The following is a 15,810-nucleotide window of genomic DNA, read 5'->3' as shown; positions in this document are numbered from 1 at the left end:
GCCTTGCCGGCAAGGCCGAGACCGGCTCTTCTTATCGAGGGTCACTGGAGACGCGCTGAGGCCAGCCGATTCGGCGGGCAGCCGCCCAGGGGGCTCGCCGCAAGCGCTCGGCAATCCGGCACGAAGGCCACCATCGGCATGCGCGTAGCGGCGCGCAGCCGAGGGCCTGGCGCATGCAGGCTGAGAAGCCCGAGGCGGCCCCTGGCCGGCTGCTCTGCCGATCGGCGCCGAAGCGCGACCCGAGATACATCTTCCGATTTCCCTCAACGTAGTCCGCGGCGACCGGTTGAGGGCGCTGAGCATTTGCATCAAAGGACCATAATCTTAGTCCTAACGACTCAAATTGATGTGCTTTCCGGGAATAACCCTCAGAACCTTAGCGTTAAACACTAAGGAAAGCGCGGCAATCCGCGCCTGAAGAGCCCCAATCAACCCAAGGGAGGTATCAGAATGACCAAAGCCTATTTGACCCGCCGACCCACCGACTTCTTCGCCGACCCGTTCTTCCGTAGTCTGGATCAGTTCTTCGGCGACGAGCCCTTCCGGCGCAGCCTGCTGACCGGCCTCGGTGGTGCGCGCGACGGCTGGGTCCCCGCGGTCGACGTCCGCGAGACCGACGAGAGCTTCGTCTTCACGGCCGAGCTGCCGGGTCTCACCAAGGACGACGTATCGATCACCCTCGAAGACAACGTGCTCACTCTCACCGGCGAGCGCCGCTTCGAGAACGAGGAGAACAAGGCCGAGTTCCGCCGGATCGAGCGCTCCTACGGTCGCTTCACCCGCAGCTTTACGCTGCCTCACGAGGTCGACAACGACAAAGTCGGAGCGAAGTACGGTGATGGCGTCTTGACAGTCACGGTTCCGAAGACCGAAAAGACCAAGCCGCGCAAGATCGAGATCAGCTGAGTATCGACTGGTTTTCGAAGCCGGAGCCCGCCCAACATGGGCGGGCTTTTCTTAGCTTCGAGCGGACAGTCGCCAGCGCGGTTTCTGATCGATCAGCAGCTGCGCCTGCTCGCCGTCGAGCGGCCGCGAGAAGTAGTAGCCCTGGCCGTACTCGCACTCCAGCTGCCTGAGTTTGCGGAACTGGTGCGGTGTTTCGAGCCCTTCCGCCGCGACGTGCATGCCCAGACCTCGCGCCAGCGACACGATCGTCTCGATAATCTCGTCGCGACCTTCGGCTCCGCTCATGCGCTTCACGAAGGACCGGTCGATCTTGACCGTATGCGTCGGCAGCTTATGGAGATAGCTGAGCGATGAATAGCCGGTGCCAAAGTCATCGAGATGGAGCTGAAGACCGAGATCCCTCAGCTTTCCGAGCTTCGCGATCGCGCTCTCGGCGTCGTCCATGATCAGGCTCTCGATGATCTCGAGACGCAACTTCGAGGGGTCCATTCCGGTCTCTTGAAGAACCTCGAGCAACCGGTCGATCAGATCCGGCTGAGCGAACTGACGCGGCGACAGGTTGACGCTCAAAGCGAGGTCCTGCTCGGGCGCGCCCTCCCGCCACTTCGACATCTGCTTGCAGGCCTCGCGGATCACCGACCAGCCCAGCGGCACGATCATGCCGGTCTCCTCCGCCACCGAAATGAATTCCTTCGGATAGACCAGCCCGCGTTCAGGGTGGCGCCAACGAACCAGAGCTTCGAACCCTTTGATGCGGCCCCCGTTGAGATCGACGATCGGCTGGTAATGGGTAACGAATTCGCCTCCGGCCACCGCGCGTCGCAAGTCCGTCTCCAACTGCAGAAGCTCGACCGCTCGCTGATGCATGCTCAGATCGAAGACAGCATGGTGTTTGCCACCGTGCGACTTCGCCCGATACATGGCGATATCCGCGTCACGCAGAACCTCCTGGGGACTCTTGTATCCGCTGGAGCTCATGGCAATCCCGATGCTGGCTCCGGTGAATACCTCGTGGCCCCCGAGATCGAACGGCCGGCTGAGCTCCTCCTGAATGCGCTCGGCGATCCGCGTGGCATCGCTCGGGTCGTCGATGTCGTTGGCGAGAATCGCGAACTCGTCTCCCCCCAGCCGCGCCACGGTGTCGCCCGGTCGTAGAAAGGAAAGCAACCGGCGCGCGATCGCTACCAGCAGACGGTCGCCGACGGAGTGGCCGAGACTGTCGTTGATGACCTTGAAGCGATCGAGATCGAAGAACAGCACGGCGAACAGGTAGTTGGGGCGCCGCTCCGCCTGCGCGATCGCCACCTGCAGGCGGTCCTGAAACAGCGCCGAATTGGGCAACTGAGTCAATCCGTCGTGCATCGCGTCGTGGAGCAGCTGCTCTTCGGTCATTTTGCGATCGTGGATGTCGGTGAGCGACCCCGCTACCCGGGTGACTCGGCCGGAATCGTCAGAAACCGCCAGCCCGCGCGCCAGAACCCAGCGGTAGGTGCCGCCCTTCTCCAAGATCCGGTGCTCGCTCTCGAAGTGGGGCGTAGCGCCCGACAGATGATCGGACAGCCGCTGCTTGAGCGCCGGGAGATCTCCGGGATGGACCCGCGAGAGCCAGGCATCGATCTCCTCGCCGATGTCTTCCGGGTCCCAGCCCAGCATGCTCTTCCAGCGGTCTGAGAAGTAGATCGACTCGGTCCGCAGATCCCAATCCCAGACCCCATCTTTGGCGCCGGTTACGGCGAGCGAGTATCTCTCTTCACTGATGCGGAGCTGTTCTTCGACGCGCTTGCGCTCGATGGCGTAGCGGATCGAGCGCACCAGGATGTCGGCGTCAACCCGGTCCTTGACCAGATAGTCCTGCGCCCCTTCACGAACCGCTCGCAGAGCCTGATCGCTGTCATTCTGCCCGGTCATCACGACTACCGGCACAGTGCCTGCATCCGACAGTACGGTCTCGTAGGTTTCGGCGCCGTCGCTATCGGGCAACGAAAGGTCGAGCAGCACGAGGTCATGACCGCCCTGTCTCAGTCGATTCCGCCCATCGGCGACGCGATTCGCCCACTCGACTCTGAACTCCGATTCCTGCGAGCTCTGGCCGAGGTAGCGTTCGACGAGCGTGGCGTCGGCCGGGTTGTCTTCGATGAGTAGGATCCTGATCGGATCCGGAGTCATGCCTTCTTCACCGTCGTCCGTTTCACGAGATTCGTCTGACCGGGCTCATCCGACCGATCTCCATTAATGGGGATCGCAAAAGAAAAAACCGCTCCTCCACCGGGACTAGATTCTACCCAGATTCGGCCTCCGTGTCTCTCCACGATTCTTCGGCACAGAGCCAGGCCGATTCCGGAGCCCGGGCGGTCGGGGTGCAAGCGGGAAAAAACCTTGAAAATCCTCTCGCCATCCCGGGGATCGATACCGATGCCGTTGTCCTGAACCGAGAAAACGTAACTCTCCTCTTCCCGGTTGACCGAGATCGAAATCTCCGGGGTTTTCTCGCTCCGGAACTTCAGGGCGTTCGACAGCAGGTTCTGGAAGACGTGCTCGAGCTCGTCGGCGTCGCCCAGAATGGTCGGCAGGCCCTGCCTGCGCACCATCGCGCCGCTCTCCTCGATCAAAGGCTGCAGAGAGCGGAGCGCACGGTTGACGAGGGTATTGCAGTCGCAGGCCTGGAAACCCCGCCACTCGGCGCTCACCCGCGAGAACTCGAGGAGTCCATCGACCAGGCGCTGCATGTTTCGAGCCCCCTCGTGCACGAACTCCAAAGACTCCTTTGCCTTCTGTGGAAGATCGCCCGCCAGATCGGCCTTCAGAAGCTCGGTGTACTTGCCGACCGTCCTCAGAGGCGCCTTCAGCTCGTGCGCCGCCATCGAGGCAAAGCTCGAGAGATCTTCGTTCGATCGCTCGAGCTCCTGGAGTCGGACCTGGAGCCCACCCGCACCTTGCTGCAGATGCGAAATGTCATGAATCAGAACGTCGACCACGATGTCTCCGTCGACGTCGAGGAGCAGTACTTCGGTCAGGTTCAGCCAAACCTTGGTTCCGTCGGGACGTTCGAGCTCGACCACCCGCGCCTGCAGCTCGCCCTCGCTGTTCAGGCGCTGCAGCAGGTCCGCCCGGCCGCCTTCGGTTCCGAGAAAGTGTGTCGGCAGATCGACTTCAAGGGCTTCCTTGAGCGAACCGACGCCAAGCAGGCGGAGCACGGCCGGGTTGGCCTCGATCAGGCGCTCGTCGAGCGTCGAGCGAAAGACTCCGACGTTGGCCCGGTCCAGAAGCGTCTGCAACCATGGCTCGCTGCGCGCGATCTGGTGCTCGGTCTCGACCCGTTCCAGCGCCTCCCGCACGGCACTACCGAGTATCAGGAAACCCTTCGACGACTTGACGATGTACTCGAAGACGCCCGCGCGCATGGCGCGCACCGCCGTCTCGACCTCGGGCGTCTTGGTGAACACCAGAATCGGCACGTCCGAGCGGCTTTCGCGGAGCGTCTCGATAACGTCGATGTCTTCCGACCAGCTGAGGCTCTGCTCGGTGACGACGACGTCGTAGGCGCCTCGGGAAACCGCTACGGTGAACTCGTTGGCCGTGCCCACCTCGACGATCGCGGGCTTTTCCAGATCGCGCGCAAGCACCAAAACGGCCAGCGCGCGATCCTGACTGTCCTCGTCGATGAGGAGAATTCTCGGGCGGCTCACGGGCGAATCTCGGAAGGACCAGCCCGATACACCTCGGGCATTGGTTCAGTGAAGCGCTTCTTCAACTCCCAGATATCGTTGCGCTTACACTGTCGTTCGTGTCGGCCAAAGGTCGCACAAACGGCCGTTTTTGACAAATGCCCATGCGTCAATAGATCGCCGATCCGCTTCTCTCCACTGCTTGCATCTGGCCTCGAGATCGGTAAACCTCTGCCATGCTCGTTCGGCGTGAAATAGGCACCCCGGGCAAAGGTCTGGTCGAAATCACCTCCGTGGTTCAAGAAGCGGTGACCGAATCCGGACTCGACGAGGGGTTGTGCACGGTATTCGTCCAGCACACCTCCGCCAGCCTGGTGATCCAGGAAAACGCCGATCCCGCCGTCACCCGGGACCTCCAGGCCTGGATCGAGCGAGCCGTTCCCGAGAACGACCGGCTCTACACCCATACCCAAGAAGGTCCCGATGACATGCCATCGCACATCAAGGGCGTCCTGACGGCATCGTCACTGGCCATACCGGTCTCCGACAGCAGGCTCGTGTTGGGCACCTGGCAGGGCGTCTTCCTGTGGGAACACCGAACCACTCCCAAGCGCCGTCGCCTGGTGATCCATCTGTCGACCTGACCCGACCGGAGCTTCTTCGACAATGCCCAAGGTCCCCGCTCAGTACCTCGAAGCGAGGCGCCGGGGCATTCTGGCCGCGGCCCAGCGCTGCGTAAGCCGCAACGGAATCCAGGGCACGACCATGCGCGATATCTGCCGCGCGGCGAACCTCAGCCCGGGAGCTATTTATCGCTATTTCGACAGCAAGGAACAGATCCTCGGCGCACTTGCCGAACAGCGACAGGCTCAGATTCGGACATTCTTCGGCCGACTGGAATCGGCATCGAGCCGGAAGGCGCTGGCCGACGCCGTCACCCGGCTCGCAGCCGACCTAGACTCCGAGGCGGCTTCCGACGGCCTGCGTCTCGATCTCCATCTCTGGAGCCGAGCCTTGAAGTCGCCAGAGGTGGCGACGTCGCTCGGACCCGGACTCGAGAGCGCCGTTCGGGCGGTCGACGAAGCGCTCGGGACCGGGCGCCCCGAGGGCAGCGGCCGCCTGATCGTGGCCTTGCTTCAGGGCCTCGCGCTCCACAAAGCGCTCGATCCCGAGCTCGACCTCGGCGAGTTGGGACCTGCGATCCAGGATCTGCTCGGCACGTAGCCGCGGCTCACCCCATCGGGGAAGACGCACTCTCTGGCGCGGCACCACAACATCTGGCCGCTCCCGATCGACGATCGCGTATTCACAGGTGAGAGGAGACCCGGAAATGCCCAAACGCAATATCCCGATCCTGGCAATCGCTATTGGAGCCTTCTGGCCGTTCTCGCTCGCCGGTTCGGAAATGCCGATTCCGAGCGCGCCCCGCGCAATTGACAAGAGTGTCGCCAGAATCGCCGATCCGTGTCCCGAGAGAGCTCCGACGCCGGTCGACCCTCGGCTCGAACATCGCCAACCTTCAGCCTTGACACCCGTAGCTGGTCGGATAGAATTTGAACAATGGTTCAAATTGCTGCCGAGAGCTCTCCCACGACGCTTCGCGCCGCCGACCGCAAGCGCGAGATCCTCGCCGCGGCGTCGACGGTGTTCCGCAGCAAGGGCCTCCATGCCACCGGCATGCGCGACATTGCTTCCGAGCTGGGGATGCACGTCGGCAACCTCTACTACTACTTCAAGAACAAGGAAGAGCTCCTGGCCTTTTGCCAGGAAGACGCTCTCGCGGGCCTGCGGACCCTGGTCAAGAAAACACGCACGCTCGACGTCGGCGCCGACCAGCGCTTGCGACATCTCATCGTCGGCCATGTCGAGCTCCTGAACGAGACCACGCCCGGCTCCCTCGCCCACCTCGAGGTGGAAGCTCTCTCCGAAGAATGGCACGGCAGGATCGTCGAGCTTCGGGACGACTACGAGCACGCGATTCGACAGATCATCGATGAGGGCGTGGCTTCTGGTGTCTTTCGCGACGTCGATTCCGACTCCGCGACTCTGGCCATTCTCGGAGCTCTGAATTGGACGGTGAAGTGGTTCCGACGGGACGGCAAGAAGAGCGCGGCCGAGATCGGCTCAGAGTTCGCCGACCTCCTGGTCGGTGGGCTGATGCTGCCGTGCTCCGCGGGCTCTCCTGGCCCTCCTGGCCCTGAAACTCAGAGGGACGAATGCCCGAGCCACTAGACGGCCACACATCGCTGGTTCTCGAAATCAACGGCGAGCGGCGAGCCGTGGCGTTTCCGACCCATCACACACTCCTCGAAGTGTTGCGGGAAGAGTGCGGCCTGACCGGGACCAAGCATGGCTGCGAGTTGGGCGAATGCGGCACCTGCGCGGTTCTCGTCGACGGTCGGCCGGTGCTTTCGTGTCTGGTCCTGACCGCCGAGATGGAGGGCAAATCCATCGAAACGGTCGAAGGGCTCGCCGATGGCAACGAGCTCCATCCACTGCAAACCGCTCTGGCCGATCTGAACGCCGCTCAATGCGGCTACTGCACACCGGGCATCCTGATGGCCGCGAAGGCGCTCCTCGCCGAGCGACCGCACGCCGGGCGCCAGGACATCGAGCAGGCACTGGCCGGCAATCTCTGCCGATGCACTGGGTACCACAAGATCGTCGAAGGCGTCGAGTGGGCGGCCTCCAGAATGCGCGGCGAAGACGCCGTAGCGCCGCAACATGTGCTCTACGGGGAGCCGGAGCCGGGTTCGGCAGCGAAGAAAAGGTCGCACGGGTCGCCGCCCTCCCCGAAACCGAACCTCCCGCTTCGAGCTCGGGAGACCCACGATGGCTAGCGAGCCGGCGCGCACAGCGCCGCCTCCTCCGAGACCGAAACCGGATTTGAAACCGAGCTCGGAGCGCGACTCCAGCTACATCGGCCGGCCCTTCCGCCGGGTCGATGGCCGCGCCAAGGTCACCGGCGCAACGAGGTTCGCCGACGATCTGGCATTTCCGCGGATGTGTTTCATGAAGCTCGTGCGCTCGACCGTTCCGCACGCCTTCATTCGCGGCATCGACTTCACGAAAGCCCGCGAGGTCGAGGGCTTTCTCGGATCAATCACCGGCGCCGACATGCCGGAGCCGTTCGGCATTCTGCCGGTATCCCAGGACGAGCACGCACTCTGCCCGGACAAGGTTCGAATGGTAGGCGATCCGGTGGCTGCGGTGGCCGCCACGACCGAGGACGCCGCCGCCGACGCCGCCCTGGCGGTCGAGATCGACTACGAAGAGCTCGCGACGATCACCACCTTGAACGAGGCCCTGTCGACGCCGGAGCCCAGGATCCACGAATACCCGAAAGAGGGCGGCAACATTCACAAAGCCGTCTCGATGGAGTTCGGCCCGGTGGCCGACGCGCTGGAGGGCGCCGACCTGGTGCTCGACGACACCTTCTTCTACGAAGGCAACACGCATCTGCCGATGGAGCAGCACGCCGCGGTTGCCGTACCGGAAGACGAAGACCGGATCACGCTCTACTCGTCGACCCAGACTCCGCACTACGTCCATCGCGCCCTGGCGCGTGTTCTCGATCTACCGGCTTCACGAATCCGCGTGGTCGCATGCTCGAACGGAGGCGGTTTCGGTGGCAAGAGCGATCCCTTCAACCACGAGATCGCAGCCGCCAAGATGGCTCTCCAGCTCGGGCGGCCGGTCAAGATCGCGCTCACTCGCGAAGAGGTCTTCTACTGTCACCGCGGGCGACATCCGGTCCTGATGTCGATGAGAACGGGCTTCTCCGAGGACGGCCGAATCCTCGGCCAGCATCTCAAGACCGCGCTCGACGGTGGTGCCTACGGCAGCTACGGAGTCGCGTCGACCTACTACACCGGAGCGTTGCAGACGGTCACCTACAAGCTGCCCGCCTACCGATTCGACGGTGTTCGGGTCTTCACCAACAAGTCGCCCTGCGGACCGAAGCGCGGGCACGGCACGCCCCAGCCCCGCTTCGGCTGGGAGGTGCAACTCGACAAGGCCGCCGAGCGTCTGCGACTCGATCCAGCCGAGCTGCGGCTTCGGAACCTCGAGGAGCCCGGCCACATCACCGCCAACTGGCTCAAACTCGGCACCATCGGTCTTCGTCGCTGCATCGAAGCCGTGGTCGAGGGCAGCGAGTGGAAGAAGCGCTACGGCAAGCTGCCGGAAGGTCGCGGCCTGGGCCTGGCCTGCGGCTCCTATCTCTGCGGGGCCGGGCTTCCGATCTACTGGAACCACATGCCGCAATCGGGCGTTCAGCTGCTGCTCGACCGCTCGGGAAGCGTCGCCGTCTATTGCGGCCAGGCCGAGATCGGCCAGGGCTCGGACTCGGTGCTGGCGGCGATAACGGCCGAGACGCTGGGCGTCGAGCTGGCCGACATCCGGCTGTGCGTCGCGGACACCGGCTTCACCCCGGTCGATCTCGGCAGCTATTCCTCACGGGTGACCTTGATGGCCGGCAACGCGGCCCTGGAAGCCGCCGAGCGCGCGCGGGCTCTGCTCGCCGAAGCGGTTGCCGAGCATCTGGAGATCGCCTCGGAGCGCCTGGTGTTCTCGGAGGGCCGGGTGTTCGACAGCGCCAATCCGGACACCGGGATGAGCTTCCCCGAGGCCTGTGTCGCCGCCGAGGCCAAGTTCGGCACGCTCTCGACGGTCGGTTCCTACATCCCCCCCCGCTCTCCCGGGAAATACCGGGGCGCCGGCGTCGGCCCGTCGCCGACCTACTCCTATAGCGCCTGCGCGATCGAGGTCGAAGTCGATGCTCAGACCGGGCTCTACCGTCCGCTACACGTCTGGATCGCTCACGATATCGGACGCTCCCTGAACCCGGTTCTGGTTCTGGGGCAGGTCGAGGGCTCGGTCTACATGGGCCTGGGCGAGGCCATGATGGAAGAACAGGCCTACCGCCGACTGCCACCCAAGTACTCCTCGGCCCTGGTTCACAAACATCCGTCGATGCTCGAGTACAAGAGTCCTACCTTTCTCGAGATGCCACCGGTGACCAGCTATTTGATCGAGGATCCGGATCCGGAGGGCCCCTACGGCGCCAAGGAGGTAGGCCAAGGACCCCTGCTGCCGGTGATGCCGGCGCTCGCCAACGCCGTCTTTGATGCCGTCGGCGTGCGTGTGGATCAGGTTCCGATCCAGCCGCACATGATCCTGCGCGCGCTAGCCGCCAAGGCCCGCGGCAGAGCGCCTCGCTTCGGTCCCTCCGGGTTTCCCGAGATCGATTTCGGCGCCACCCTACACGTTCCGACGCCGGAGCAGGGCGGCGACGGCCGGGCCATCGACGACGTCAAGCACAAGCTGCGCTCAGGCATGCGCTCGGCGTCCGGCACGATGACCGAGCGCGAAGAAGCTCTCAAGAAACACGGCAAGCTGACCACCGACTAGGCCAAGTGCCCCCGATCACTCATGCTTCGACTACCACCCTTCCGCTTCCACCAACCGCCGACCCTCGACGAGGCGCTGGCAATAATCTCGGGCGAGGGGCCCTCGGTTCGCCTGGTGGCGGGAGGAACCGACCTGTGGCCGAACATGAAGCGACGGCACCAGCACGCCTCGGCCGTAATCTCGCTGATGAAGATCGCCGAGCTGCGCGGGGTCTCGGGCCTCAACGGCAACGGCGCCGGCCTTTCGATCGGCGCCACCAGCCTGCTCGACGATTTGACTCGAGCGCGCCCCGTAACCGAGCTCTATCCCGCACTGGCTCGCGCAACGGCGTCGATCTCCTCGCCGCCCCTGCGCAACATGGCCACCCTGGGGGGTAACCTCTGCCTGGATACGCGCTGCACCTACTACAACCAGACCGAGGAATGGCGCAGATCGATTGACTACTGCCTGAAGGAGGCGGGGACGGTTTGCTGGGTGGCCCCGGGCTCGCCGACCTGCTGGGCCCACTCCGCCTCCGACACCGCTCCAATGCTGACCGCCCTCGAAGCCACGGTGGTCCTACGCTCGGAGAACGGCGGACGCGAGATCCCTTTGAACGAGCTCTATGAAAACGACGGCATTCACTATCTGACGATTCGCCCGGGCGAGATCCTGACCGAGATCAAGGTCCCGGCGAAGAGCAGTGCCGAGAGCCCGGGCAACTGCCGGACCGCCTTCTGGAAGCTCCGCCGCCGAGGCTCGATCGATTTCGCCGTCCTGTCGGTCGCCGTGGCCCTGTGGCTTGGTGATGAGGACGTCGTTGAGAAAGCCAGAGTCGTCCTCGGGTCGGTCGCTTCGCGACCGCTCGATGTCCCCCTCGCCGCCGAGGCGCTCACCGGGCACAAACTCGACCTCGATCTGATTCGCGCCGCGGCGCGCGCGGCCCGCAAAGCCGCGACGCCGATGGACAACACCGACTTCAAGACGCAGTGGCGCGGCATCATGGTCGAGCGCTACGCGGAGGCGGCGCTGTGCGAAGCGGCGGCGCTTCCGCACGATCGCCCACCGCCACCGCACCTCTAGGTCGGGCGTCTTCCATGCAGTAGACTTCTTTCTTGCGTTCCCGCGGGCAGGCCAGCTCATGCAATCAGAATCCGACCGACAAAAAGCGCTGATCACCGGTATTACCGGGCAAGACGGCTCCTACCTGGCGGAGTTGCTGCTCGCCAAGGGCTATGAGGTCTGGGGTCTCATCCGCCGCGCTTCGATCAGCACTACGACTCGAATCGATCACATCTCAGAAACCGCGGATCAAACCGGCGGTCGCTTTCATCTGGTCGACGGAGACCTCGGCGACGCCTCGTCGCTGTACCGAGCTCTCCGCAACATCCGTCCCGATGAGATCTACAACCTCGCGGCCCAATCCCACGTCAAGGTGTCGTTCGACGTTCCGGAGTACACCGGAGACGTCACCGGCCTGGGTGTCGTCCGTTTGCTCGAGGCGATCCGGGATCTGGGCTCGGGCACGCGCTTCTATCAGGCCTCTTCGTCCGAGATGTTCGGCAAGGTCTTCGAGACCCCCCAGACGGAATCGACACCCCTTCGACCGCAGAGCCCCTACGCCGCGGCCAAAGTGTTTGGCCACCACATCGTGCGCAATTATCGCCAATCCTATGGATTGTTCGCTGTCAGCGGCATCCTCTTCAACCACGAGTCTCCACGACGCGGTGACACTTTCGTCACTCGCAAGATCACGCTGGCGGCCGCCCGCATTCGCCACGGCCTCCAGGAGTCCGTGTCGCTGGGCAATCTCGACGCTCGGCGTGATTGGGGGTACGCCGAGGACTACGTCAAGGCCATGTGGATGATGCTCCAGGCCGATGAGCCCCTGGACTACGTGATAGCGACCGGCGAGACTCACTCGGTGCGCGAGTTCTGCGAACACGCGTTCGCGCACGTTGGTCTGCCGCTCTCCTGGCGAGGCGAAGGCCTGGCCGAGGAGGGCGTTGCCGCCGACGGCAGGACTCTAGTGCGTATCGATCCGCGCTACTTCCGGCCCTCGGAGGTGGACCTGCTCCTGGGTGACGCCAGCCTCGCCAAGAACAATCTCGGCTGGGAGCCCAAGGTCACGTTCGAAGAGCTCGTGCGACTGATGGCGGATGCCGATCTGCGCGCCGCCAGCAACCGGCTCTCCCCCAGCGCCGCGCCGGCCTAGGCGCGCGCCGGGAGTCACCTGGCGCGCACCTCGAGGGTGACCTTGTCTTTCCCGGCCTGGACCTCTTCGACCTCGAACCCGCCGAGGTCGAACTCCAGGCTCGAGTACACCGCGTCGCCGAACAGCCCGAGCCTCTCGGCAACATCATCGACCGGCAGGGTCAGGAAGCCGAGAGCGACCTCCAGGTCCTCGACCAATGTGATCTTGCCATCGGCGGCCCCCGGCACGCCGCGAAACCCGATGTAGAGGTTTCTGCCGCGCAGAATCGGCAAGATGTCGAGTACTCGCTCGAGCATCTCGGCCTCGAGAAGACCGCTCCGCTCGAGAGCGCTCACGTCGACCGAGACACCCAGCTCGAGCGAGTTCACCTCGATGTCGGTGCGCAACTCTCGCACGACCTGGATGATCTCCTTGCCCCGCGGGTGCTCGGCAATCGCCGAGGTGGCCAGAGCCGCGAGATCGGTCTCGCTCAGGACGATATGTGAGACGCCGTCTCGCTGGCGCGCTCGATTTACCCGGGTGACCAGCTCTTCACGAGTCTTCCTGGCCGCCGAGACATCGAGTACCGATACCGCATCACGGCCCCGCGCCCGCGCTCTCTCCCGCCAGGCCAAGAAGCCCAGCGTCGCGCCAACGCCGAGCAAGAACACCAGAGAATAGCCAATGAGCTTTTTCATACCCTGCGAGGCCCTTCCCTGCATAGAATTCGACCCATCGGACCCATCGTACTCTCAATGCCTATGACCGAACCAGCCAGGCTCCGCCATCTCGTAGCGTGTGTCTCTTGTCTGCGCCAGTTCGACGCCTCGGGGCACGAAGGCGGGAGCCGCTTCCACTGTGTCTGCGGCGAGGTCATCGAAGTCCGGGAGCCCCGACCCCACGAATCGGCGGTGGTGAGATGCTCCGCGTGCGGAGCGCCGCGACTGCACGAGGCGCGCTCGTGCCAGTTCTGCGGTTCGCATTTCACTCTCCGCGAGCAGGATCTCGACACCATCTGCCCGGGTTGCGCCGCGCGGATCAGCCGCGAGGCCCGTTACTGCCATGCCTGCGCCCTGCCGATCGCACCGCAGGGCACGGCCGGAGAAACCGTCGAGGCCGGCTGCCCGGCCTGTGGCTCTGAGCACCGACTCAGCAGCCGTGCCCTGGGAGAAGAACGCCTCACCATCCTTGAATGCCCGCGTTGTGCCGGCCTCTGGCTAGGCGGACCCGCGTTCCAGCATTTGGAAGAAAAGGCGCGCGAGCGCGCCCTCGACTGGACGCCCGAGCGAACCTCGACTTCAAGGGACAGAGTCGAGTTGGGCAACGCCCTGAAGCCGCTGTACCGTCCCTGCCCGGACTGCAATAAGCTGATGAACCGCCGCAACTATGGCCAACGCAGCGGAGTCATCGTGGACGTCTGCACGAAGCATGGGGTTTGGTTCGACATGGGCGAGCTGGCGCGCATTCTGAGCTGGATCCGAGACGGCGGCCTCGCACAGGCTCAGAAGCAGGAGCTCATTCGCAACCAGGCGGAAGCCCGGCGCCCCGCTCAGACTTCCTGGCCCGCCTCGTCGTCGCCCTTCGATACTCCTCAAGCCGGCCTGGGCGGTCTGCTGAAGAAGGTCCTGGACGCGCTATTGACCTGAAGGGACCGGGCTAGACCGACGGTTCTTTCCCTGACTCGTCCGAGGCCGGCTTCGCCGCCTTCTTGTCGGCCTCGGAGGACTCCGCTTTCTGCTTGGTCTTGGCGGCCGCCTCCCGCTTGTCCTGCGCCACCGGTGCGATCACCATCACCATTCGCCGGGATTCCAGCTTGGTGCGGGACTCGACCACGCCCAGTCCCTCGACGGTCTGGGTCAGGAAGTCGAGAATCTCGGCGCCCAGCTCCGGCCTGCGCAGTTGGCGATAGCGGAAGAAAACGGTCACTTTGACTTTCTTGCCCTTGCGCAGGAAGCCCATGACACGGTCCGTCTTGCGCTCCATGTCGTGCTTGTCGATATTGGGCCGGTACTTGACCTCTTTGACTTCGATCGTGTGGGTCTTCTTGCGTGCCTCGCGAGCTTGCTTCTCGCGCTCGTACTTGAGCTTGCCCCAGTCGAGAATCTTGACGACGGGCGGATCCGCGTTGGCTCCCACCTCTACGAGATCCAGGCCCACCGCTTCGGCTCGTTTCCTGGCCTCTTCGACCGGGACTACGCCGACCTGAGTTCCATCATGGTCAATCAACCGAACCGGGCTCTTCCGAATATGGTGATTGACCCGAGTTCGATCCACCGGAACCGGTGGCCTTCGAAATCGTTTTCCTCTAGGTATGATCCTGCTCCTTTCGATCCGTCAGATGCACGTCAGACACCGCGATCGCGCGCGTCTGCCACGATTGCCCTCCGCCGATTCCAGAATCGGCGTCCCGTCTCTCAGACGGCTGCAGCCTCACGACAAGTTCAAAGCCGGTTGCTTCATGCGGGAGCGTTCGCCGGCACGGCCGGGAACGCATCGGCAAGAGGATAGGTCGATACCGGCACAGGGTGCGGGCCGGTGGAGGCGATGAAAGGCTGCAAACGCACCGCCTGAAAGATTAACACACAACCAGACAGCCAAACGCAACCGGCAGCTTGTGCTAGCCTGCTGGCCGCTCGATGGCGACCGGAATAGAACTCGCTCCTCTCGGACCCTTGCGGTTTCGACCGGTGCTCAAGGACTATGTCTGGGGAGGTCGCGATCTCGAGCGGCTGCTCGGACGCAACCTCCCCGAGGGGACCATCGCCGAGAGCTGGGAAATCTCCGATCATCCCAACGGAGAGACCGCCGTAACCGGGGGCGCCTGGGAGGGAGCGACGATTCGTGAGCTGTTGCGCGCCTACGGGCCCCGGCTGGTCGGAAGCCGCAATCGGTCCGCCGTAGACCGAGATCGCTTTCCACTTCTGATCAAGCTTCTGGACGCCAACGAATGGCTCTCGGTACAGGTGCATCCCGGCGATGCCTACGCCCGCAAACACGAAGACGATCTCGGCAAGACCGAAATGTGGGTGGTGTTGCACGCTGCTCCGGACGCCGAGATCATCCTGGGATTCGATCGACCCACCAACATCGGGGCTCTGGCCGAGGCTCTAGAGCGGGACGAGCTCGAGACACTGCTCCAGCGCGTGCCCGCCCGGCAAGGTGACGTCTTCTTCGTTCCGGCGGGCACCGTTCACGCAATCGGGCCAGGGCTGGTGCTGGCCGAAATCCAGCAGACCAGCGACGTCACCTACCGCGTATACGACTGGGGCCGACAGGACTCCTCGGACCAAGGTCGATCGCTTCGTCTCGAGCGAGCCCTCGAAGTCACGAACTTCGAGTCGGTACGGCCGGGCACGGTCGAGCCGGAGCAACTGGAGGCCGGCGCCGCCACCCGGGAGCTTCTGGTGGACTGCCCCTACTTCCGCACCGAGAGGCTGCGCCTGGACACCGCCGGCTACCGAGCCGAGTGCGACGGCTCGACCTTCGAGATCTGGGGAGCGCTTTCGGGAACCGCCACGATCTCCTCCCGACGCGGCGCGGTGGATCTAGAGTCGGTCTCGTGGGCGCTTCTGCCGGCAGATCTCGGCGCCTTCGAGGTTCGGAGCGAGGCCCGGGCCGAGCTTCTACGCGTCTCGACACCTCCCCGCTAGCCTG

General features: G+C 64.1%; 14 protein-coding genes. 10 read left to right on the top strand and 4 right to left on the bottom strand.

The window, feature by feature from the left end:
• The first annotated feature begins 450 nt into the window (after positions 1-450).
• Complete coding sequence (locus GY769_03875; protein ID MCP4201052.1) at positions 451-906, top strand: Hsp20/alpha crystallin family protein; 456 nt, start codon at positions 451-453, stop codon at positions 904-906.
• A 51-nt stretch (positions 907-957) separates the two neighbouring features.
• On the opposite strand, the gene GY769_03870 is transcribed toward GY769_03875, so the two are convergent.
• Positions 958-3,072 carry an EAL domain-containing protein gene (locus GY769_03870; protein MCP4201051.1) on the bottom strand — a complete coding sequence of 705 codons (2,115 nt, stop codon included), beginning with the start codon at positions 3,070-3,072 and terminating at the stop codon, positions 958-960.
• On the bottom strand, positions 3,069-4,592 hold the full coding sequence (locus GY769_03865) for a response regulator (GenBank protein MCP4201050.1): 1,524 nt from the start codon (positions 4,590-4,592) through the stop codon (positions 3,069-3,071). Before GY769_03865 ends, GY769_03870 begins: the two co-directional genes overlap by 4 nt.
• Before the next feature lie 215 nt (positions 4,593-4,807).
• Here GY769_03865 and GY769_03860 point away from each other — a divergent pair, with 215 nt between their 5' ends.
• From GY769_03860 to gmd, 7 genes are all read left to right on the top strand, one after another.
• Positions 4,808-5,215 carry a YjbQ family protein gene (locus tag GY769_03860; protein MCP4201049.1) on the top strand — a complete coding sequence of 136 codons (408 nt, stop codon included), beginning with the start codon at positions 4,808-4,810 and terminating at the stop codon, positions 5,213-5,215.
• A 22-nt stretch (positions 5,216-5,237) separates the two neighbouring features.
• Positions 5,238-5,795 carry a TetR/AcrR family transcriptional regulator gene (locus GY769_03855; protein MCP4201048.1) on the top strand — a complete coding sequence of 186 codons (558 nt, stop codon included), beginning with the start codon at positions 5,238-5,240 and terminating at the stop codon, positions 5,793-5,795.
• Between the two features lie 336 nt (positions 5,796-6,131).
• Entirely contained in the window at positions 6,132-6,803 is a 672-nt protein-coding gene (locus GY769_03850) for a TetR/AcrR family transcriptional regulator (protein MCP4201047.1), read from the top strand.
• Positions 6,788-7,411 (top strand): (2Fe-2S)-binding protein, encoded by a 624-nt coding sequence (locus tag GY769_03845; protein MCP4201046.1) that lies wholly within the window; start codon positions 6,788-6,790, stop codon positions 7,409-7,411. The genes GY769_03850 and GY769_03845 overlap by 16 nt, the downstream gene beginning before the upstream one ends.
• Positions 7,404-9,983, top strand: coding sequence for a molybdopterin-dependent oxidoreductase (locus GY769_03840; protein MCP4201045.1), 2,580 nt, complete (start codon positions 7,404-7,406; stop codon positions 9,981-9,983). Before GY769_03845 ends, GY769_03840 begins: the two co-directional genes overlap by 8 nt.
• 21 nt (positions 9,984-10,004) lie before the next feature.
• Complete coding sequence (locus tag GY769_03835) at positions 10,005-11,045, top strand: 4-hydroxybenzoyl-CoA reductase (GenBank protein MCP4201044.1); 1,041 nt, start codon at positions 10,005-10,007, stop codon at positions 11,043-11,045.
• A gap of 58 nt (positions 11,046-11,103) precedes the next feature.
• The gene (gene gmd, locus GY769_03830; GenBank protein MCP4201043.1) at positions 11,104-12,177 is read left to right on the top strand and encodes a GDP-mannose 4,6-dehydratase; all 1,074 of its coding nucleotides are present in this window, start codon (positions 11,104-11,106) and stop codon (positions 12,175-12,177) included.
• Positions 12,178-12,191: 14 nt separating this feature from the next.
• Here gmd and GY769_03825 read toward each other — a convergent pair whose 3' ends face one another.
• Complete coding sequence (locus GY769_03825; protein MCP4201042.1) at positions 12,192-12,854, bottom strand: hypothetical protein; 663 nt, start codon at positions 12,852-12,854, stop codon at positions 12,192-12,194.
• Positions 12,855-12,917: 63 nt separating this feature from the next.
• On the opposite strand from GY769_03825, the gene GY769_03820 reads away from it, so the two are divergent.
• Positions 12,918-13,802 carry a hypothetical protein gene (locus tag GY769_03820; GenBank protein MCP4201041.1) on the top strand — a complete coding sequence of 295 codons (885 nt, stop codon included), beginning with the start codon at positions 12,918-12,920 and terminating at the stop codon, positions 13,800-13,802.
• Between the two features lie 10 nt (positions 13,803-13,812).
• On the opposite strand, the gene GY769_03815 is transcribed toward GY769_03820, so the two are convergent.
• Positions 13,813-14,382 (bottom strand): translation initiation factor IF-3, encoded by a 570-nt coding sequence (locus GY769_03815; protein MCP4201040.1) that lies wholly within the window; start codon positions 14,380-14,382, stop codon positions 13,813-13,815.
• 461 nt (positions 14,383-14,843) lie between these two features.
• Between GY769_03815 and GY769_03810 the strand changes: the two genes are divergently transcribed.
• Complete coding sequence (locus GY769_03810) at positions 14,844-15,806, top strand: mannose-6-phosphate isomerase (GenBank protein ID MCP4201039.1); 963 nt, start codon at positions 14,844-14,846, stop codon at positions 15,804-15,806.
• The last annotated feature ends 4 nt before the right edge of the window (positions 15,807-15,810 follow it).

It is taken from the genome of bacterium, assembly GCA_024224155.1.
GTDB lineage: Bacteria > Acidobacteriota > Thermoanaerobaculia > Multivoradales > JAHEKO01 > CALZIK01.
This window is presented reverse-complemented; position numbering and strand designations above follow the sequence as displayed.